Here is a 20291-nt window from a genome sequence, read left to right as displayed (position 1 = left end):
ATGACGCAGGTGTTTTACGAGGATGTCAGTGTGGGCGAGCAGATTCCCACCCTGAGCGTGACCGTCGACGAAGCACAGCTGTTTTTCTTCAGCGCCGCCACCTACAACGGTCACCGGATTCACTACGACAAAGCGTGGGCGGAACGCGAGGGGTACGACGACGTGTTGGTCCAGGGCCCGCTGCAGGCGGCGCTGCTGGCCCGTGCGCTCTGCGACTGGATCGGCGGCCGCGGCCGCCTGGTGAAGTTCTCGGTGCAGAACCGCGCGGTCGCCTATCCGGGCCAGCAGCTGCTGTTCGGCGGCACCGTTACCGCCAAGCGCATCTCCGACGAGGGCGCCGGACTGCTCGATCTCGATCTCGCCGGCCGTCGCGAGTCCACCGTGCTGATGCCCGGCACCGCGACGGTCCAGCTGCCCCGACGCGGAACGCCGTCATGACCGGATTGCGTGGCGAGGCGGCCATCATCGGCATCGCCGAGCTACCGGCCGAACGCCATCCGAGCCGACCGCCGATGTTCACCCTCGACCAGTACGCGTTGTTGGCAAGACTGGTTGTCGAGGACGCCGGTGTCGACCCGGCATGCATCAACGGCCTGCTGACGCACGGGGTCGCCGAATCGACGATGTTCGCTCCGGCAACCTTGTGCGAATACCTGGGCTTGCCTTTGGATTTCGGCGAGCGAGTCGATCTGGGCGGAGCGACGTCGGCGGGCATGGTGTGGCGGGCCGCCGTCGCCGTCGAACTCGGCATCTGCGACGCGACGCTGGCCGTGGTGCCCGGGTCTTCGGCCGTGCCACAGTCCAAAACCCGTCCAGCGACGACTCCGAATTGGTTTGGGGCGTCATCGAACAACTACGGGTCACCACAGGCGGAGTTCGAAATACCGTACGGCAACGTGGGCCAGAACGCGCCGTACGCACAGATCGCACAGCGCTATGCCGCGGAGTTCGGCTACGACCCGGCCGCGGTCGCGAAGATCGCCGTCGACCAACGCACCAACGCGTGCGCGCATCCCGGCGCGGTTTTCCACGGCACCCCGATCACCGTCGACGACGTGCTGGCCAGTCCGATGATCGCCGACCCGATTCACCTGCTGGAGACGGTGATGCGGGTGCATGGGGGAGTGGGTGTCCTGATCGCCAACGCCGATGTCGCCCGTCGGGGCCGCCATCGGCCGGTGTGGATCACCGGGTTCGGCGAGCACATCGCGTTCAAGACCCCAACCTACGCGGACGATCTGCTGCGCACCCCGATCGCACGGGCCGCAGACCGGGCGTTCGCGATGTCGGGGCTGAGCCGATCCGACGTCGACGTCGCCTCCGTCTACGACTGCTACACGATCACCGTGCTGATGAGCCTTGAAGATGCCGGCTTCTGCGCCAAAGGCCAAGGCATGTCTTGGGTTACCGAACACGATTTGACCTATCGCGGTGACTTTCCGCTCAACACGGCCGGGGGGCAGCTGTCGTTCGGCCAGGCGGGGATGGCCGGCGGCATGCACCACGTCGTCGACGGCGCGCGGCAGGTCATGGGCCGAGCGGGCGATGCTCAGGTGCCGGACTGCCACGTTGCATTTGTCACCGGGAATGGCGGCATCATGAGCGAGCAGGTGGCGCTATTGATGCGGGGGGATTAACCGTGACGGCACCTCGTCCGATCCCCGAGCCGACGCCGGTGTCGCGGCCTTTCTGGGACGGCCTGGCGCAGCACCGGATCCTCGTGCAATTTTCGCCCTCGTTGCAGCGCTATGTTTTCTACCCGCGCACGCTGGCACCGGGGACGCTGGCCGACGACCTGGAGTGGCGCGAAATCGACGGTGCCGGAACGCTGTACACCTTCACCATCGCGCGCCGGCCCACCGGGCCGCCGTGGGCTGACGCGACGCCGCAGTTGCTCGCGGTCGTGCAGTGGGACGTCGGGCCGAAGATCAGCACCGAACTGGTCGGTTTCAACACTCAAGATCCCCGCGACCTAGCCGCCATCCGGATCGGCATGCGGGTGCGCCCGGTGTTCTACGATCTGCCCGAAGCCGGGATAACTCTACTGAAATACGAGCGACAGTGACAGCCAAGTCTGGGACGGACGTGATCGTGATCGGCGCGGGATTTGCCGGGCTGTACGCCGTGCACCGAGCGGTGTCGGCAGGCCTTTCGGTGACCGCCCTCGAAGCGGCTCCCGACGTGGGCGGCACCTGGTATTGGAACCGCTATCCCGGCGCCCGCTGCGACGTCGAAAGTGTGGACTACTCTTACTCATTCGACGAAACACTGCAGCAGAGTTGGCAGTGGAGCGAGCGGTTCGCCGCGCAACCGGAGATCTTGGCCTATCTGCGCCACGTGGCCGAGCGCTACGACCTGCGCCGCCACTACCGGTTCGGTTGCGACGTGGTGGCCGCCGAGTTCAACCGGGGCTCTGCGCGCTGGCATGTTCGCACCGCCGCTGGTGAGACACATGACGCACAATTCCTGTTGTGTGCGACGGGTTGCCTGTCGGCCCTGAATCGCCCCGATATTCCAGGGGTCGACGATTTCACCGGCGACGTGTACTTCACCGCCGCGTGGCCGCGCCAGGATCCCGAGCTGCGCGGCAAGCGCGTCGGCGTGATCGGCACGGGTTCGTCTGGCATCCAAGCGATTCCGATCATCGCCGGACAAGCCCATACGCTGGTGGTGTTCCAGCGGTCGGCGAACTACAGCATTCCGATGCCCAACCGACCGTGGTCGGCCGAGGAGCAGCGGCAGATCCAGGCGGAATACCCTGAGCGCCGGCGGATTTCGGCATACGCTACGTCCGGCACGCCGCACGGCACATACCACAAGAACGCCGTCGACACCGAACCGGCCGAGCGTGCGGCGGCGTTGTGGCGACGCTGGCGCGAAGGCGGCGTGCTCTTCGCCAAGACCTTCCCCGACCAGACCAGCGACCTGGCCGCCAACGACATCGCTCGTGAGTTCGCCGAGCAGCGGATCCGCGAGATCGTCAACGATCCCGCGGTGGCGGCCGATCTGATCCCGGTCGACCACCCCATCGGGACCAAGCGGATCTGCACGGACGCCGGGTACTACGCCACTTTCAACCGCGACAACGTCCGACTGGTGAACCTGCGCCGCGAGCCCATCGACACGATCACCGCCGAGGGGGTGAGAACCAGCGTCACCACCTACCCGTGCGACGTGTTGATCTTCGCCACCGGGTTCGACGCGATGACCGGTGCGCTGACCCGCATCGACCCGAGCGGCCCCGGCGGAAAACGATTGCGCGACATCTGGGCCGACGGCCCGCTGACCTTCCTGGGGCTGATGGTGCCCGGGCTGCCGAACCTGTTCAGCATCAGCGGACCCGGCGCCCCTTCGGTGCTGGCGAACATGGTGCTACACGCCGAAGTTCAGGTGGACTGGGTCATGGACCTCGTTCTGACCGCCGGCCGGCTCGGGCTGAGCCAAGTCGAACCACGCCTGGATGCCGCCCAAGAATGGACCGACCAGGTGGCCGCGGCCGCCGATCGCACCCTGTTTCCGAAAGCGGCGTCGTCGTGGTACCTGGGCGCGAATATCGAAGGGAAGAAACGGGTCTTCATGCCCTACGCCGGAGGCTTCGGCACCTACCGCCGGCACTGCGACGACGTCGCCCGGCGCGGCTACGCCGGCTTGGTGCTCACGGCCCGGTGACGAGGGCCAGACCGTGCCGGAGACAGTTCAGCAGCTACTGCGCCAGCGCAGGCACGACGACACGCCCGCAATCCTTTACGGCGACCGGACCTGGACTTGGCGTGAGCACCTGGCCGAGGCGGAAGCCGAAGCGGCTGCCCTGATCCGACTCGCCGACACGAGCCGACCGCTGCACGTCGGTGCCCTGCTCTCCAATTCGCCGGCGATGCTTCGCGCCATGGCCGCAGCCGCGCTGGGCGGCTATGTGCTGTGCGGCATCAACACGACCCGGCGCGGAGCGGCCCTGCTCACCGACATCCGGCGCTCCGACTGCCAACTGCTGCTCGTCGACACCGAACACCGGGCGCTGTTGAACGGCTTGGAGCTCAACGGGATTCAGGTGCTCGACGTGGACGGGACGCGTTACGCCGAGGCGCTGGCCGCGGCACCACCGCTGGTTGCGCACCGCGAGGTCGCCGGCCCCGACACGTTGATGATGATCTTCACCTCCGGCACCAGTGGTGACCCGAAGGCCGTGCGTTTCGCGCACGGGATGGCCGTCATGTGCGGCGCCAGCCTGGTCTATCAATACGACGTCACCGCCGACGACGTGTGCTACCTGTCGATGCCGTTGTTTCATTCCAACGGCGTTGCGGCGGGCTGGGCAGTCGCCGTGGTCAGCGGCGCGACGATGGTCCCGGCTCGCTTTTCGCCGTCGCGTTTTCTCGACGACGTGCGCCGCTACCGCGTCACCTACATGAACTATGTCGGCAAACCGCTCGCGTTGATCCTTGACACTCCCGAACGTCCCGACGACGCCGACACCACGCTGCGGATTGCGTTCGGCAACGAGGCGACCGATCGCGATATCGCCGAATTCGCAAGACGTTTCGGCTGCCGCGTGGAGGACAGTTTCGGCTCCAGCGAGTTCGCGGTGATCGTGGTGCGGGAGGACGGCGCGCCCCCGGGCTCGATCGGCAAGCCATACCCGGGAGTGAGCGTCTACAACCCGGACACGGTGACCGAGTGCGCGGTCGCGCGGTTCGACGAACATGGCGCCCTGACGAATTTCGATGAAGCCGTGGGCGAACTCGTCAACACTGCGGGGCCCGGACCGTTCACCGGCTACTACAACGATCCTTCGGCAACGGCCCAGCGCATGCGGCATGGCATGTACTGGTCCGGCGACCTGGCCTACCGCGACGCGGACGGCTGGATCTACCTTGCGGGTCGCACCGCCGACTGGATGCGAGTCGACGGCGAGAACCTGGCGGCGGCCCCGGTCGAGCGGATTCTGCAGCGGCTGCCGCAGGTCAGCCAGGTCGCCGTGTATGCCGTGCCCGATGACACCGTGGGAGACCAGGTGATGGCTGCGCTGGTGCTGCGGGAGGGCACGCGGCTGGAACCGGCCGACTTCGGCGACTTTCTTGCTGCTCAGCCCGACCTGTCGCCGAAGGCCTGGCCGCGCTATGTCCGCATCAACGACGACCTGCCGGTCACCGCGACCAACAAGATCCTCAAACGTCGGCTGATCGAGGCCGGGGCGAGCGCCGATGGCGGCGAGTTGTGGACACGGCCGGCTCGCGGCCGGACGTACAGCCGTCAACAGTGACCACCGGTCACCTCGGTCTGCGCGACTACCAGCGGTTTAATCGCCCTGCTTATGTTTGCGCTGCGCGGCTGGTGGGCAGGTGAAACTTGTTGGCGTTGATGGTGCGCTCACCTCAATGCTCAACGGGGTCACCCTCAAGCTTGACTTAGTGAACGCCTGCGTTTAGCAGTACTTGCCAACGGCATCCTTACATATGTTGCAAGACAACATTCTTCGTCGTCGAAGTTGAGTTCAGTGAACAGCTGTGTACTATGTGGATATGGCGGAGCGAGGTGCGCAGCCGGAAGTCCCACGCGGTCGCAGGTTATTCCTGCGGGCCGTACGGCGGTTGTTCAGTCCGTTGCAGCCCGACGACTACCTGGAGATGATCAACCCGCTCTGGACCACCAAGGAGCTGCGCGGCAAAGTCGACCGCGTCGAGCCCCAAGGCTCGGAAGCGGCGAGCGTTCTCATTCGGCCAGGGTATGAATGGCCCGGTCACAAGCCGGGTCAGTACGTGCGCCTGGGCGTCGTTATCGACGGTGTGTATCACTGGCGGGCGTATTCGCTGACATCGGATCCATCGCCGGAAGACGGTCTGATCAGCGTTACACCCAAGAAGGTGGACGGCGGCGTGGTTTCGCCGTACCTCGTGCAGAAGATTCAGCCCGGTGACTTGGTGCGGCTCGGCGAGATAGAGGGCGTCTTTACGCTGCCGGAGCCGCTGCCGCCCAAGATGCTGTTCATCAGCGCCGGGAGCGGTATCACGCCGATCATGAGCATGCTGCGCAGCCTCGACCACCGTGACCAACTGGGTGACGTCGTGGTCATTCATTCAGCGCGCACCCGTGAACAGGTCATGTTTTTATCCGTCCTCGAAGACCTCGATCGGCGCCATGACGGAATGCGGCTGGATCTGCGCTTGACGTCCGAGCGTGGCCGACTTGAGCCGGGCGACCTCGACGAGGTCTGCCCAGATTGGCGCGACCGTGAGGCCTTTTGTTCGGGTCCGGGGGAGATGCTCGACGCGCTGATCGAGCACTGGAAGAACAACGGGGATTGCGATCGCCTGCACATGGAACGGTTTCAGCCCAAGATCGGCGGTGACGGCGCCACCGGTGAGGGTGGTCAAGTTTGCTTTCTCGACAGTGAGAAGACCACCGAATGTGACGGCGGCACATCGATTTTGGAGGCCGGCGAAAAGGCCGGTCTCAACCTTGCCTTCGGGTGCCGCATCGGAATCTGCCATACCTGCGTCGGCACGCTGAAGTCCGGCAAGCTGCGAGATTTGCGCTCCGGCGACGTCATCGAACCCACCGGGCAGGACGTGCGGATCTGTATCAATACCGCCGAAGGCGACGTCGAACTAGAACTGTGACGAAAGGAGTTTGGGTGACCTCCACATTGCAACGCCCACAAGCCCCGTTCGCTCATTTGAGTGAGCAAGAGCGGGAAAAGCTGGCTAAGGAACTCGATGCGATTCACGACGAGGTGTTCGCCGATCTCGGCGAGCGGGACCGTCGCTACATCAAGACGGTCATTTCGGTACAGCGGCAGATCGTGGTGGCCGGTCGTGTGCTGCTGCTTGGCTCACGATCCAAAACGGCATGGGTGCTGGGCACGGCGTGCCTGGGTATGGCCAAGATCCTGGAGAACATGGAGATCGGCCATAACGTGATGCACGGCCAATGGGATTGGATGAATGATCCCGACATTCACTCGTCGGTGTGGGATTGGGACACAGCCTCGACCAAGGAGGCGTGGAAGCACTCCCACAATTACATTCACCACACTTATACGAACATCTTGGGCAAGGACAAAGACCTCGGCTACGAGATCATGCGGATCGATCCCAATCAGAAATGGCATCCGCGCTACCTGTTCCAGCCGTTGTACAACCTGCTTCTCACGGTGCTCTTCGAGTGGGGCGTGGCGGTGCACGATATGGACATCGAGGCCATCCGAGCCGGCGAGAAGCCATGGTCAGAAGTGCGTAAGGATCTGAAAGGCATTGGCGGCAAGGCACGTTCGCAGCTCTTCAAGGACTACCTGGGCTGGCCGCTGATCAGTGCCGGCGCATTCGCGCTGGTGCAGCTGGCGTTGCGCGGCCGCCTCGAGCAACCAGCGGAGTCGCGTATCGGCAGGCGGCTGCGGAGGATTTCGAGCAACGGACGGCTGGGCGCAACGGCGTCCTTCCTCGACCGGGTGTTACCCGGCGTGGAAAGCACCTACCTGCGCACCCTGAGCGCCGACGCGCTGGCCAACGTCATCCGCAACGTGTGGGCACATGCCATCATCTTTTGCGGTCATTTTCCCGACCAGACCTACACGTTCACCGAACAAGAGGTCGAGAACGAGACGCGTGGCGATTGGTATCTGCGCCAACTGGTCGGCGCGGCCAACATCGAGGGCAGCCCGCTGTTCCACGTCGTCAGCGGCAATCTGGGTTACCAAGTCGAGCACCACCTGTATCCCGACATGCCCAGCAGTCGGTACGCCGAGATCGCGCCGAAGATCAAAGACATCTGCGAACGCTACGAGCTCCCGTACAACACCGGACGGTTTTCCAAGCAATGGTTCTCGGTGCACCGCAGCATATTTCGATTGGCCTTCCCGGGCGGGAAGCCCCGGCCGAAGCCCGGTCCCTACCACAGTGGCGACCGCCGTCCCGGGCCGAAGGATATCGGCGAAGCGACTCGGTTCCGCGAGCGTGTCCCTGCCGAACATCCGGCCGCGGGTCCGGAGCATGAGTCGGGCGGTGTGGAGGTCCAGCCGCCGCCACGCGGTAACGATTAGCGTTCTACCGCCACGCCCGATTTCATTCCGCAGGTGCAGGTACCTCGCCGAATCTGGCCAGCGCGAGTGTGGCGGCGACTGCTATCGCGAAGCCCAACACAACCAGCCAGCCCAACCCCTCGCGGGCGCGGTCACCCAGCCACACCGCCCCGACGAGTGCCGGCGCGATGGTTTCACCGACAACCATCGCGGCGACGGTTGTGGTCACGGATCCGCGTTGCAACGCGGACGTGAACAACAACATGCCAGCGGCGCCGCCTCCGATCACGGCGTACAGGGCCGGGTTGACATAGAAGGCACCTTTGGTCGGATCGATCACGTCCATCAGTCGCACGCCGACCTCCACCACACCGAAGCCGCTACCCGCGCCGAAGCCCAGGGCAAGCGCACGCTCCCGCTCACTGAGCCGGCCGGCAATCGCCCCGGCTACCAAAATGGCGACCAACACGCCCAACAAAGCCCAGCCCAGGCCGGCCGGAGCGCGCCGAAAGTGTCCGGGCCCGGCGGCGCAAGCCAGCACGGCGAGGCTAATGCAGACAACGCCCACGGCTGTCCACTCTGCCGTCGACAATCTCGCCGACAACGCCCACGCGGACACCATGCCGGTGACCGCGATCGAGGCGGCCAGCGCGGCGGCGACGACGTAGATGGGCACCAAGCGCAGCGCTATCACCTGCAGCAGAAAGCCCAGGCCGTCGAGGCCGATGCCGGCGAGATAGCGCCATTGCCGCGCCGCGCGCAACAACAACATCGCGTCCACACCCGATTTGCTGTCGCTCTCGACCGACCGCGTCGCGATGGCTTGCAACACCGAAGCCGTGCCATAGCACACCGAGCAGCCCAGGGCCAGCAGGAAACCGATTAGCACACAACGACAATATGCGGTGACAACCCGGATGGCGCCTTGCCGCCGTGGCCCTATCATTTGCTCATGAGCGTGAGCGGGCCGGTGACGCTGGGATCGCCGGCTTTCACCGCCGAGGACGCGACCCGGTATCGAGCGCAGGGCTGGTGGTCCGACCTGACGCTGTCCGACGCGGTAGCTGCCAACGCGATGCGCTCACCGGATCGGGCCGCCTACATCGACCACCCCGAAATGTCGTTGACATGGCGTGAATTCGATTGTGCCGCAGGAAATCTGGCACAGCAGCTGGCCAGTTTAGGCGTCGCCCACGGTGACCGGGTAGCAGTCTGGCACGGTGACTCGGCTGCCCTCCATGTGCTTTTCGTTGCTGTCGAACGCTGCGGCGCTGTCGTCGTAGGCATCGGTGCTCGCGCCGGCACCCGCGAGGCCGCGGCGATACTGCGCAGTTCGCAGCCCAAGATACTGATCAGCGACGAGCAGCGCAGGGTGTCCGCAAGCCAGGTCGCCGACGGATTGGCATCGCTCGTCTTGGGTGCGGGCGATCTGCGACTGAACACCGACGCGGAGCCCCGGGTATCAGCGCTCGAGTCCCGACTGGACGCCGACGACGTCTTCCTGATCAACTCCACCTCGGGCACGACGGGCCTGCCCAAGTGCGTCGTGCATACCCAGAACCGTTGGTTCTATTTCCACCAGAAAGCTGTCGCCAACGGGCGATTGACCGCCGACGACACATTCTTGCCCGTGATACCCATGCCGTTCGGCTTCGGAATCTGGACCAGCCACACCACGCCCATCTACCTTGGCGCCACCGCGGTGATCCTGGACCGGTTCACCACCAGGGCGGCCTGCGAGGCGATCGCGCGGCATCGAGTCAGCGTATTATGTTGCGTCAGTACGCAGTTGACGATGCTGATGGCCGACAATGCGTCCCGCGAGCACGACCTCAGTTCGTTGCGCGTGGTCTTCGCCGGTGGCGAGGCATTGCCGTACCGGCCGGCCGCCGAGTTCGAAGAACTCACCGGCGCCAAGATCCTGCAGTTCTATGGCTCGAACGAGACCGGATTGCTCAGCGCGACCACACTGGACGACTCGCGCGAGCGCCGGCTGCGCACGAGCGGCCGGATCGTGCCCGAGATGTCGGTCCGGCTCTTCGACGGTGACCGCGACGTCACCGCGACCGGGCGAGGTCAGCCCGCGTGCCGGGGCCCCGCGACCAGCCTGGGGTATCTCGGCGGTACCGACCATGACAAGCTGTTCACCTCAGACGGGTGGATGCGCATGGGCGACATCTGCCAGATCGATGCCGAGGGCTACCTGACCGTCACCGGCCGAACGTCGGATTTCATTCTGCGCGGCGGCAAGAACATCAGCGCGGCACAGGTGGAGGACGCCGTCATGACCCATCCCGCGGTCGCACTGGCCGCCGCGGTCGCGATGCCCGATCCGGTGTTCGGCGAAAAGGTCTGTGTGTATACAGAACTCGTCGATTCGCACCCGCTCGACCTGCCCGGGCTCGTCGAGCATCTGCTGGCGTTGGGAACTTCCAAGGAACTGCTCCCCGAGCGACTCATCGTGGTCGACGAGCTACCCCGTTCGTCCGGCGGCAAGATCGCCAAAAGCGCGCTGCGCGCAGACATCCGAAACAGGATGGAGGCCAATCATGAACGGTCCTGACCCGCGGCGCGGCGGCCTCGAGGTATGGGCGCCGTCGGTGGTTCCCCCGATCGGAGTCGAGCTGTCACACGAACAGGCGCTCGCCGTGGCCTTCCGGCATCTCGCCGCGATCGGGTTCGCGGAGAACATGGCCGGGCACATCACCTGGCAACCGGACGGGCAAACCGACATGTTCGTCAATCCATGGGGACTGTGGTGGGCCGAGCTGACCGCATCGGACATCTGCGTGGTGGACGGCGACGCGCGGGTCGTCCGCGGTCGTTGGGACGTGACACCGGCCATCCATATCCACACCGAACTACACCGGGTCCGCGACGACGCGCGCGTGGTCATTCACAACCACCCGTACTACGTCTGCGTGCTCGCCGCGCTGGGCCGGCTACCCGAACTGGTGCATCAGACCGGTTCACTGTTCCTGGACGACCTGTGCCTGGTCGACACCTATGACGGGGAAATCGACAGCGCTTCTCGCGCAGCCGAACTCGCCGCCCGGATCGGTGGTGCCAACCTGACGATCTTGGCCAACCACGGCGTCATCGCGACCGGACGCAATCTGCCCGAAGCCGTCTACCGGGCGGCGTCGATCGAACGGGTCTGCAAGCTCGCTTATGACGTCATGCTGACCGGTAAGGAGCCGGTGGCGATGAACTGGTCAGATATGGCCGGCATGCAACGATCGCTGATCGAACGGGCCGCCGACGTCTACTGGGCCGGGGCCGCGCGGAACACCATCAAAGCCGATCCCGATGTGCTCACCTGAACCGCGAGCATGGGACTTCGCGCTCACGAGGGACCGCAAAAGTACGCCTTTTCGGCATGAATCGCGTGCATTTGCGGCCGCTCACGCCGATATAGCCCCCGAGGAGACTGCCCACCGTGAAATCCATTGACGAACTGGCCGCCGACCTGAGCTTCACCACCGCCAAGACCGGCGCGGAACGTTCGGTCACCTTTCTGCCCGATCCACCCCGGGCGCGGCGCCGGTACACGGTGATCTCGGTGGACGACCACATCGTCGAACCTCCGGACACCTTCACCGGACGCCTGCCGCGCAGGTTCGCCGACCGCGCGCCCAAAGTCGTGGACACCGAGCGGGGCGGACAAACGTGGGTCTACGACGGCCAAGAATTGCCCAACGTCGGCTTCAACGCCGTGGTCGGGCGACCGGTCGAGGAGTACGGATTCGAGCCGGTTCGGTTCAACGAAATGCGCAGGGGCGCTTGGGATATCCATGCCCGCATCAAAGATATGGACCTCAACGGCATCTACGCTTCCCTCAACTTCCCGTCGTTTCTGCCGGGCTTCGCCGGCCAGCGGCTGCAGCAGGTGACCAAGGATCGCGACCTGGCGCTGGCTTCGGTACGGGCGTGGAACGATTGGCACCTCGAGGTGTGGGCAGGTTCCTATCCGGACCGGATCATTCCGTGCCAGTTGCCGTGGCTGCTGGATCCCGAAGTTGGCGCGAACATGGTCTACGAAAACGCCGAGAGGGGCTTCCACGCAATCACTTTCAGTGAGAACCCGGCAATGCTGGGCCTGCCGAGTATTCATTCAGGTCATTGGGATCCAATGATGGCAGCGTGCGCGGAGACCGGCACCGTGGTGAATCTGCACATCGGGTCTTCGGGTTCGTCGCCGTCGACCACCGAGGATGCGCCGCCCGATGTGCAGGGCGTGCTGTTTTTCGCCTACGCCATTTCGGCGGCGGTCGACTGGTTGTACTCCGGTCTGCCCAGCAGATTCCCCGATCTGAAGATCTGCCTGTCGGAAGGCGGAATCGGCTGGGTCGCCGGGCTGCTGGACCGGCTCGACCACATGCTGAGCTATCACGAGATGTATGGCACCTGGCGGGCGCTGGGTGAGAGCTTGACTCCCGCAGAGGTTTTCACACGTAACTTCTGGTTCTGCGCGGTGGAGGACAAGTCGTCGTTTGTCCAGCACGACCGGATCGGCGTGGACAACATCATGCTGGAAGCTGACTACCCGCACTGCGATTCGACCTGGCCGCACACCCAGGAAACGATCCACGAACAGATCGGCGGCCTGCCGCCGGACGTGATCCGCAAGTTCACGTGGGAGAACGCCTCCCGGTTGTATCGCCATCCGGTGCCGGTGGAAATCCAACAGGATCCGGACGCTTTCTGACCGTTCCGCCACCTTTTGCACCGAGCGTGCTCTCATGGCGAAAAAATCGCCAAATTGCCGCCCTCAGAACACGTTCGGCGAGCCGACGCAGCTCAATGGATCTGGTTGGCCAGTTTGTTGACCAGCGCTTGGTCGAGATAGGCATTGGCGGCCGGGCCGCCGGTGCTGAGCGCGGCGATGGTGGCCGGGTCGTCGACGATGACCAAGATACCGGTGTAGGCGGTGAAACCTGCTGGCAGCCCGTTGTATCCGCCGCCGCCGGCGGCCGGGTCGGTTCGGCACAGCACCATGACGGCGGTCGACCGGGCTTCGGAGAATGCGCTCTCGGTGTCCAGCGGCACCTCGGGAGGATCGGTGGCCCCGCGTCGAAACCGGGCATTGTAGGTGAATCCCAAGGCTTCCAGGTAGCTCGTCGGACGTGATACGCGCGCTGCGGCGGTGGTGGCGGCACCGGAGTAGTTGACCACGGTGATCGACTTGCCGCCGAAACCCGGATGCTGCGATTTGATCGTGCCGAGTCGCGACGCCGCATCGCCGATCAGTGTTTTCGCGGTATCGGATCGGCCAACCGCTTGGGCGATCCACGTCAGCTGCGCCTGCCAGGTCCAATCTTGTGTGCTGTCGGCCGGACGGGTCAACGTCGGCGCGATGGCGGCCAGCTTGTCGTAGGTGGATTTGTCGATTTCGCCGGTGTCGATGATCAGGTCGGGCTTCGTTGCGGCCACCGCTGCCGGATAGCCGGTGGCGACCACTGCGGGAGACGAATGTATCAGGGCCTGAAGCCAATTGGGCAAGTTTCCGGCCATGCCGCCGATCACCACAGGTTGGACCCCCAAGGACAGCACCGCATCGGGATCACCTGGTCCCAGTGCCGCGATGGCCAGCGGTCGCTTATCGAGGTGAACGGCTCCATACACTCCGGTGAGCGTCTGCGCCTGGTACTGCGCCGATCCGCCGGGACGGTGGTGGCCGACCAGAAGCACCGTCACGGCGGTAGCCACCGCGACCACAAAAAGTGTCAGAGCAGTCAGGGCCAGGCCGCGCCGCCCACGCCGCCGCGGTGGTGGCTGCCTGACGCCTTCGGGCGGGTAAGGCGGCGTGGACGGCGGGGGCATCGGCGTGGGTCGCGCAACCCTGCTGGGCGCCGGCGGCGCACTGGGATGCGACACCGGCCGGGTGCTCCACGTCCGTGTTTCGGTCGCAGATGACGGCATCGCGGGACGACGGGTCAACGCCTCCGCGGTCGCGCCGGCCAGCTCGCCCGCGGTGCTGAACCGATCGTCGGGATCCTTGGCCATTGCGCGGGCGATCACGGCGTCGATCGCGGGTGGCAGTCCCGGGGACACCTCGCTTGGGCGAGGGATCGGCCGCATCAAATGGGCCATCAACATCGCAGCAAGCGAACCGGTTTCGCCATACGGCGTTCGCCCGGTCAGCAGCCGAAACAGCGAGCAGCCCAGCGAATAGATGTCTGCCCGATGGTCGACGGCTTCCCCTTCGATCGCCTCCGGAGCCGCATACGCCGCGGTGAAAACCAGCGAGCCGGTCGCGGTAAGCGATGTCGCGTCGTCAAGCGCGCGGGCGATCCCGAAGTCGGCGAGCAGAACTCGTTCCTGATCGGCCCCGGGACCCGAGACCAAGAAATTGCCGGGTTTGACGTCGCGGTGCAGCACCCGTCGGGAATGGGCGTAATCGAGCGCTTTGGCGACGTCGGTGGTGATGCGAATAATCCGCTGCAGCGTCAGGTCTGACCTCGAAAGGCCATTGGCCGCAGTGCCTTTGACGTATTCCATGGCTATCCACAGCTGACCGTCTGCGGTTTCTCCGCGGTCGAACACGGTGACGATATTGGGATGGCTCAACGTGGCGGCCAGGTCGGCTTCGCGGACGAATCGGGCGCGGAACTTGTCGTCCAGTGACAGTTCGGTGGACAGGATCTTCAGGGCATCGTTGCGCGGCAGTGTCGGATGGCGCGCCAGATAAACCGTGCCCATGCCCCCGGAACCCAGCACACCCTCGATCCGGTAGCCGGCGATCACCGTTCCCACAGCTAGCGGCATTGAACGATCCTGATCAGGGCTGTCCGAGACGCGGATGGTAGCTCATGCTACCAAGCAGGCGCTGGTTATTGTCGTCGACATGAAGCGTCCGAACTTCCTGGTGATAGTCGCAGACGATCTCGGGTTTTCCGACATCGGCGCGTTCGGCGGCGAGATCAATACACCGAACCTGGACCGGCTGGCCCATGCGGGATGCCGCTTCACCGATTTTCATTCAGCGCCGGCGTGTTCTCCTACGCGGGCGATGCTGCTGACCGGAACCGACCATCACATCGCCGGCATCGGTACCATGCTCGAGGTCGCCATCCCCGAATTCGCCGGTGCGCCAGGATATGAAGGCTATTTGAACGACCGAGTGGTGACGTTGCCCGAATTGTTGCGCGACGCCGGCTACCTGACGTTGATGTCGGGCAAATGGCACCTCGGCGACACGATCGAGACCTCGCCATGGGCAAGGGGATTCGAGCGATCGTTTGCCCTGCTGCCAGCCGGCGCCAGCCACTACGGCGGTGCCAAGGGCGCCGGATTTTCCCCGGCGCCAACGCTTTACACCGAAGACGACCGGTTCGTCACGGTCGGTGACAACTTCTACTCGTCGGACTCCTACACCGACACATTGCTGCGCTACTTGCGGGAACGCGAGGACGACCGACCATTCTTCGCCTACTTGCCCTTCCAGGCGCCGCACTGGCCCCTGCAAGCACCCCGGGATTACATCGCGAAGTATCGCGGCCGCTACGACACCGGGCCGGACGCCTTACGCGACGCACGCTTGGCCGCACTCAAACGGCTGGGCCTGTGTGAGCCCGATGTCATTCCGCATCCCGTCGTCGCCGACGGTGCTCCCGAATGGGCCGACATGACGGCCGACGAGCGCGCACGTTCGGCACGAAGCATGGAGGTCTACGCGGCCATGGTCGAGCGGATGGACTGGAATGTCGGGCGGGTGGTCGACTACCTGGCCGAGACGGGTGAACTGTCCGACACGGTCGTAATCTTCTTGTCCGACAACGGCGCTGAAGGCGCGATCGTCGAGGCGATGCCGTTGCGCGGCCCACAGATCGCCGCGCAGATCGAAAAGTATTGTGACAACAGCCTCGACAACCTCGGCGGGCCCACGTCGTACATCTGGTACGGCCCGCGCTGGGCCCAAGCCGCCACCGCACCGTCACGCCTGCACAAGGCGTTCACCAGCGAAGGCGGGATCCGGGTGGTCGGCTTCGTCACCTGGCCCGGCTTCGCCCGGCAGCGTCAGATCGGCACCGCGTTCACGACCGTCATGGACATCGCCCCTACCGTGCTGGAACTTGCGGGCACCGCACACCCCACGACCTACGGCGGCCGGGAAGTGGTGCCCATGCGCGGCCGCTCATTGCTGCCCTACCTGTCCGGAACCGCCGATACGGTCCACGACGCCGACACCGGCACGGGTTGGGAGTTGTTCGGGCGGCGCGCCATCCGGCAAGGCGAATGGAAGGCGCTGTGCCTGCCGCCCCCGTATGGCCCGGGCACCTGGCAGCTCTACGACCTCGCCCGCGACCCGGGCGAGATCCACGATCTGGCGGACGCGCAACCCGACAAGCTGGCCGAGCTGCTCGCGCTGTGGGAGCGCTACGTGGCGGACACCGGCGTGATCCTGGATCCCATCTCGGTTTTCGAGGTCGAGCTGCCGGAATTTTCCTGACCTCGCCGCCCCGTATGCTTGGGCGCTGATGGTTGACACGACGACATGCGCGATAATCGGCGGCGGCCCGGCCGGAATGGTCCTCGGGTTGTTGTTGGCCCGGGCAGGTGTCGACGTCACCCTGCTGGAGAAGCACGGCGACTTCCTGCGCGACTTCCGCGGCGACACGGTGCACCCGACGACGATGCGCCTGCTCGACGAACTCGGCCTGTGGGAGCGTTTCGCGGCGCTACCGCACACCCAGGTGCACAAGGCGACATTTGAGGCCGACGGCCGCTCGGTGACCTACGTCGATTTCGGACGGCTCGGCCGGTTCGGCCAACCTCATCCGTATGTCGCGATGGTGCCGCAATGGGACTTGCTCAAGCTACTGGCCGCGGCCGCCGGAGCCGAGCCCACTTTCACGTTGCGGATGAACACCGAAGCCACCAGCCTGTTGTGGGACGCCGGCCGGGTCGCCGGGGTGCGCTACACGGGACCCGACGGCCCCGGCGAATTGAAAGCCGAACTGACCGTTGCGTGCGACGGCCGGTCGTCGATCGCTCCTGACGAAGCCGGTTTGAAGAGACACGAATACCCGGTCAACTTCGACGTGTGGTGGTTCAGGCTGCCGCACGAGGAAGATACCGAGTTCTCCTTCCTGCCGCGGGTCGGCCCCGGCAAGGCGCTGGGCGTGATTCCGCGCGAAGGCTATTACCAGATCGCCTATATCGGCCCGAAAGGGACGGACGGCGAACTGCGCGCCCGGGGCATCGAGGCGTTCCGGCGCGACGTCAACGCGTTGCTACCGGATATGACCCACTCGGTGGCCGCGCTGACGTCCATGGACGAAGTCAAGCATCTCGATGTCCGGGTCGATCGGCTGCATCGCTGGCACACCGACGGGCTGCTGTGCATCGGCGACGCCGCGCATGCGATGTCTCCGCTCGGCGGCGTCGGCATCAACCTGGCCGTCCAGGATGCCGTCGCCGCGGCAACCGTACTGGCCGAACCGCTGCGCCGGCACCACGTCACGGAACGCGATCTGGCGGCGGTCCGCCGCCGCCGGCTATTTCCGACCGCGGTAACCCAAACGGTGCAGCGAATGCTGCAGCGAACGCTGGTCGGCCCGCTGTTGCAGGGAGCGGACCCGACTCCTCCGACAGCCCTCCTCGGCCTGGTGCAACGGCTGCCCTGGCTGTCCTTTGTGCCGGCCTATTTCATCGGCGTCGGCGTTCGGCCGGAGCGCGCCCCCACGTTTGCGCGTCGCTGACCCCGCGGCTGCTAGCGTTCACGTCGTGTCAGGAGAAGCGACCCCGCTGCGGATCGGCATCCTGGGTGCCGCACGCATTGCGCCGATGGCCCTCGTCAACCCGGCCAAAGCAAATGCCGAAACCGTCGTGGCCGCGGTCGCTGCCCGCGATGTGGCACGCGCCCGAGCCTTCGCCGCAAAACACGGCATTGCCCGGGTGCATGACAGCTACGACGCCCTGATCGCCGATCCCGAACTGGATGCGGTGTACATCCCGCTGCCGAATGGCTTGCACGGCAAGTGGACTCGAGCCGCACTGGCCGCCGGGAAACACGTGCTGTGTGAAAAACCGTTCACCGCAAATGCTGCCGAAGCACGCGAGATCGCAGACCTGGCCACGGCTTCGGGTCGCGTTGTGATGGAGGCTTTCCACTACCGCTACCATCCGCTGGCCCTGCGCGTCGAGGAGATCATTGCCTCGGGCGAGCTGGGTAAGCTGCGCCGCGTGGAGGCGGCCTTATGCTTTCCGCTTCCGCGTTTTTCCGACATCCGCTACAACTATTCGCTCGCCGGTGGCGCGACGATGGATGCGGGCTGCTATGCGGTCCACATGGCCCGCACGTTCGGCGGTTCCACACCGGAAGTCGTTTCCGCGCAGGCGAAGTTGCGCGATGCCCAGGTCGACCGGGCGATGACGGCCGAGTTGAGGTTCGCCGACGGGCACACCGGCCGGGTCCGTTGCTCGATGTGGTCCAAGCACCTGCTGCAGGTCAGCGCGAAAGTCGTTGGCGAACGCGGTGAGCTACGCGTCTTCAACCCCGTTTTGCCGCAGGTCTACCATCGGCTCGCAGTTCGATCGCCAAATGGCAAGCGGGTGGCGCATTTCGGGCGTCGCCCGTCGTATGCCTATCAACTCGACGCGTTTGTCGCCGCCGTCCTGCGCGGCGAGCCGGTGCGGACGGCGCCGCAGGACGCGGTCGAGAACATGACCGTGATCGACGCGATCTATCGCGCGGCCGGCCTCCCGCTGCGCGAGCCCAGCTGAATCAGCGCACAACGCTCATTCCGGCTGGCCCGCCAATCGGGCCAATTCGTCGGCGGCCGGTGCCGTTTGGGTGGTCAGCGCAATCTGTCCAGATGTCACCTGTTCTTGGATGGTCGGCGCCTCCAGCACGAGATCGTCACGGACGAAGGCGATATGGGCGTGCGTGTGGCCGGCGGTGAACGACGCCCACGCGGCCGCCGAGGACGGATCCAGGGTCAGGTTCACCTCGAAGTAGTCCGCGGTCAATGGCCTCGGTGGGTCCACCCTGGTCAGCACCAGTTGCATCGTCTCCGGGCCCAGCGTGTAGACGTTGGTCCGGGCGAGGTCGCAGGTGACCAGGACGTCCGCCGGTGCGACGGGAGCGTCCGGATTTGTCGCGGGGCACTTGTCGGCCGTCGTCATCTTCGACCCCTGCACCGGCCGAACCGGCAATGGCCGAATCCGCGGCGCCGGCGCCATCGATGGGGTCACTATCGTCGTTGACATCGGCTGTGGTGGCGCGGTGGTCTTAGGGGTGTTCGACGAGGCGGCGTGGTGCCCCGAGTGACAGCCGCACAACAGCGCGCCCAGCAGGATGACGACCGCTGCTATGCCCGCACGGTGAGCCGTGCCTTGCGTCGTCACACTCAGCAAGGTAGACGACCGTTGCTGTCGATCAAGAGGCGCCAAGCGGCGTGTCACTGAAACACGCAGCATCGAACAGCCCTTTGCCCACACTACGAACATAGAGTACGCTTCCGATCCAGATACCGGTCTCCTGCCTGAGGAAAGCTCCCGCGCCATGGCTCAACGTGCCGATCCCGCATCGCAGCGGCGAAAGCCCAATCCCGCGGAGCGCCGGCGGGATCTTTGCGATGCGGCGATTCAGCTCTTGGCCGACGACGGTGCCAAGGGGTTGAGCCACCTGAAGGTGGACCGCAAGGCGGGGGTTCCCGACGGCACCACCTCGTTCTACTTCCGCACCCGATCGGCGCTGCTGCGCGCGGTCGCGGAGCGGCTGGCCGAGTTGGACCTCGCCAGCCTGCACTCGGTGGTCGACAGCACCGACGGCCGGGGCGACAATCCCTCACCGTCGCGGTTGTCGCAGGTGGTAATCCAAGCCGGCAGCGAGCCGCAGTTGTCCCGCACCAAAGCCCGATACGAGCTGACGATGCAGGCGACTCGCGACCCGGCGCTCGCCGCGATCTTGCAACAGGCCACCGATGGTTTCACCAAGCTGCATCGCGAGATTCTGGTACAGCTGATGCCTGACGGCGCCCAGTTGGAATCGGCCGTGATCGAGGATCTGAGCAACGTCACGCTGACATTCATCAACGGCCTGTTGCAGCGGGTCGCCCACGGCGACCGGATTGTCCAGAGTGCCGAACAACTCGACGGAATCTTGGCCGCGATTGCCACCGGCATCCTGAAGAGCCCGGACAAGGGACGACTTACCGGAGCCCGCGGGCGCCGCACGGCCAGGCGCCGGCGGACCTGAAATGCTCGGTCCGCACAGGGATACGGGTTTCACGGGCCTATTGCCAGCGCGTCGGCGGTATGGTTCTCTACG

At 65.3% G+C, this 20291-nt stretch carries 17 protein-coding genes; 14 read left to right on the top strand and 3 right to left on the bottom strand.

Features of this window, described 5'->3' with window-relative positions:
- The 7 genes from AC5Y2L_RS10325 to AC5Y2L_RS10295 all read left to right on the top strand — a co-directional run bounded on the left by AC5Y2L_RS10325 (position 1) and on the right by AC5Y2L_RS10295 (position 8035).
- Positions 1–438, top strand: coding sequence for a MaoC/PaaZ C-terminal domain-containing protein (locus tag AC5Y2L_RS10325; RefSeq protein WP_499935566.1), 438 nt, complete (start codon positions 1–3; stop codon positions 436–438).
- Positions 435–1637: a thiolase family protein gene (locus AC5Y2L_RS10320; RefSeq protein WP_499935564.1), complete on the top strand. Its 1203-nt coding sequence runs from the start codon at positions 435–437 to the stop codon at positions 1635–1637. Before AC5Y2L_RS10325 ends, AC5Y2L_RS10320 begins: the two co-directional genes overlap by 4 nt.
- Before the next feature lie 2 nt (positions 1638–1639).
- Positions 1640–2065 (top strand): Zn-ribbon domain-containing OB-fold protein, encoded by a 426-nt coding sequence (locus AC5Y2L_RS10315; RefSeq protein ID WP_499935563.1) that lies wholly within the window; start codon positions 1640–1642, stop codon positions 2063–2065.
- On the top strand, positions 2062–3669 hold the full coding sequence (locus AC5Y2L_RS10310) for a flavin-containing monooxygenase (protein WP_499935562.1): 1608 nt from the start codon (positions 2062–2064) through the stop codon (positions 3667–3669). The genes AC5Y2L_RS10315 and AC5Y2L_RS10310 overlap by 4 nt, the downstream gene beginning before the upstream one ends.
- Before the next feature lie 13 nt (positions 3670–3682).
- Entirely contained in the window at positions 3683–5260 is a 1578-nt protein-coding gene (gene fadD1 / locus AC5Y2L_RS10305; RefSeq protein ID WP_499935560.1) for a fatty-acid--CoA ligase FadD1, read from the top strand.
- Between the two features lie 259 nt (positions 5261–5519).
- A complete protein-coding gene (locus AC5Y2L_RS10300) occupies positions 5520–6617 on the top strand; it encodes a ferredoxin reductase (protein WP_499935559.1) in 1098 nt (365 codons plus the stop codon).
- 14 nt (positions 6618–6631) lie between these two features.
- Positions 6632–8035, top strand: a complete 1404-nt coding sequence (locus AC5Y2L_RS10295; RefSeq protein ID WP_499935557.1) for a fatty acid desaturase family protein — start codon at positions 6632–6634, stop codon at positions 8033–8035.
- 22 nt (positions 8036–8057) lie between these two features.
- Here the strand turns inward: AC5Y2L_RS10295 and AC5Y2L_RS10290 are convergent, their stop codons facing one another.
- The gene (locus tag AC5Y2L_RS10290) at positions 8058–8960 is read right to left on the bottom strand and encodes a DMT family transporter (protein ID WP_499935556.1); all 903 of its coding nucleotides are present in this window, start codon (positions 8958–8960) and stop codon (positions 8058–8060) included.
- 6 nt (positions 8961–8966) lie between these two features.
- Here AC5Y2L_RS10290 and AC5Y2L_RS10285 point away from each other — a divergent pair, with 6 nt between their 5' ends.
- The 3 genes from AC5Y2L_RS10285 (at position 8967) to AC5Y2L_RS10275 (ending at position 12722) form a co-directional block, all read left to right on the top strand.
- Positions 8967–10577, top strand: coding sequence for a class I adenylate-forming enzyme family protein (locus AC5Y2L_RS10285; RefSeq protein WP_499935555.1), 1611 nt, complete (start codon positions 8967–8969; stop codon positions 10575–10577).
- Positions 10564–11337: a class II aldolase/adducin family protein gene (locus AC5Y2L_RS10280; protein WP_499935553.1), complete on the top strand. Its 774-nt coding sequence runs from the start codon at positions 10564–10566 to the stop codon at positions 11335–11337. Before AC5Y2L_RS10285 ends, AC5Y2L_RS10280 begins: the two co-directional genes overlap by 14 nt.
- Before the next feature lie 116 nt (positions 11338–11453).
- Positions 11454–12722 carry an amidohydrolase family protein gene (locus AC5Y2L_RS10275; RefSeq protein ID WP_499935552.1) on the top strand — a complete coding sequence of 423 codons (1269 nt, stop codon included), beginning with the start codon at positions 11454–11456 and terminating at the stop codon, positions 12720–12722.
- A 92-nt stretch (positions 12723–12814) separates the two neighbouring features.
- Here the strand turns inward: AC5Y2L_RS10275 and AC5Y2L_RS10270 are convergent, their stop codons facing one another.
- The gene (locus AC5Y2L_RS10270; RefSeq protein WP_499935551.1) at positions 12815–14782 is read right to left on the bottom strand and encodes a serine/threonine-protein kinase; all 1968 of its coding nucleotides are present in this window, start codon (positions 14780–14782) and stop codon (positions 12815–12817) included.
- Between the two features lie 79 nt (positions 14783–14861).
- On the opposite strand from AC5Y2L_RS10270, the gene AC5Y2L_RS10265 reads away from it, so the two are divergent.
- From AC5Y2L_RS10265 to AC5Y2L_RS10255, 3 genes are read left to right on the top strand one after another with little or no spacing between them, the layout of a single operon-like run.
- A complete protein-coding gene (locus AC5Y2L_RS10265; RefSeq protein WP_499935549.1) occupies positions 14862–16466 on the top strand; it encodes an arylsulfatase in 1605 nt (534 codons plus the stop codon).
- A 28-nt stretch (positions 16467–16494) separates the two neighbouring features.
- Positions 16495–17718: an FAD-dependent oxidoreductase gene (locus AC5Y2L_RS10260; RefSeq protein WP_499935548.1), complete on the top strand. Its 1224-nt coding sequence runs from the start codon at positions 16495–16497 to the stop codon at positions 17716–17718.
- Positions 17719–17743: 25 nt separating this feature from the next.
- Positions 17744–18742, top strand: a complete 999-nt coding sequence (locus AC5Y2L_RS10255; protein WP_499935547.1) for a Gfo/Idh/MocA family protein — start codon at positions 17744–17746, stop codon at positions 18740–18742.
- Between the two features lie 15 nt (positions 18743–18757).
- Here AC5Y2L_RS10255 and AC5Y2L_RS10250 read toward each other — a convergent pair whose 3' ends face one another.
- The gene (locus tag AC5Y2L_RS10250; protein WP_499935546.1) at positions 18758–19366 is read right to left on the bottom strand and encodes a SecDF P1 head subdomain-containing protein; all 609 of its coding nucleotides are present in this window, start codon (positions 19364–19366) and stop codon (positions 18758–18760) included.
- Between the two features lie 157 nt (positions 19367–19523).
- On the opposite strand from AC5Y2L_RS10250, the gene AC5Y2L_RS10245 reads away from it, so the two are divergent.
- Positions 19524–20219 (top strand): TetR/AcrR family transcriptional regulator, encoded by a 696-nt coding sequence (locus tag AC5Y2L_RS10245; RefSeq protein WP_499935545.1) that lies wholly within the window; start codon positions 19524–19526, stop codon positions 20217–20219.
- Positions 20220–20291 lie beyond the last annotated feature (72 nt).

It is taken from the genome of Mycobacterium sp. NGS66 (assembly GCF_059812225.1).
This window is presented reverse-complemented; position numbering and strand designations above follow the sequence as displayed.

Excerpts from the sequence above, each read along its gene's own strand:
- AC5Y2L_RS10325 (WP_499935566.1), top strand. The coding sequence starts at position 1 with ATGACGCAGGTGTTTTACGAGGATGTCAGTGTGGGCGAGCAGATTCCC.
- AC5Y2L_RS10320 (WP_499935564.1), top strand. The coding sequence starts at position 435 with ATGACCGGATTGCGTGGCGAGGCGGCCATCATCGGCATCGCCGAGCTA.
- AC5Y2L_RS10300 (WP_499935559.1), top strand. The coding sequence starts at position 5,520 with ATGGCGGAGCGAGGTGCGCAGCCGGAAGTCCCACGCGGTCGCAGGTTA.
- AC5Y2L_RS10290 (WP_499935556.1), bottom strand. The coding sequence starts at position 8,960 with ATGATAGGGCCACGGCGGCAAGGCGCCATCCGGGTTGTCACCGCATAT.
- AC5Y2L_RS10285 (WP_499935555.1), top strand. The coding sequence starts at position 8,967 with ATGAGCGTGAGCGGGCCGGTGACGCTGGGATCGCCGGCTTTCACCGCC.
- AC5Y2L_RS10280 (WP_499935553.1), top strand. The coding sequence starts at position 10,564 with ATGAACGGTCCTGACCCGCGGCGCGGCGGCCTCGAGGTATGGGCGCCG.
- AC5Y2L_RS10270 (WP_499935551.1), bottom strand. The coding sequence starts at position 14,782 with ATGCCGCTAGCTGTGGGAACGGTGATCGCCGGCTACCGGATCGAGGGT.
- AC5Y2L_RS10265 (WP_499935549.1), top strand. The coding sequence starts at position 14,862 with ATGAAGCGTCCGAACTTCCTGGTGATAGTCGCAGACGATCTCGGGTTT.
- AC5Y2L_RS10260 (WP_499935548.1), top strand. The coding sequence starts at position 16,495 with ATGGTTGACACGACGACATGCGCGATAATCGGCGGCGGCCCGGCCGGA.
- AC5Y2L_RS10245 (WP_499935545.1), top strand. The coding sequence starts at position 19,524 with ATGGCTCAACGTGCCGATCCCGCATCGCAGCGGCGAAAGCCCAATCCC.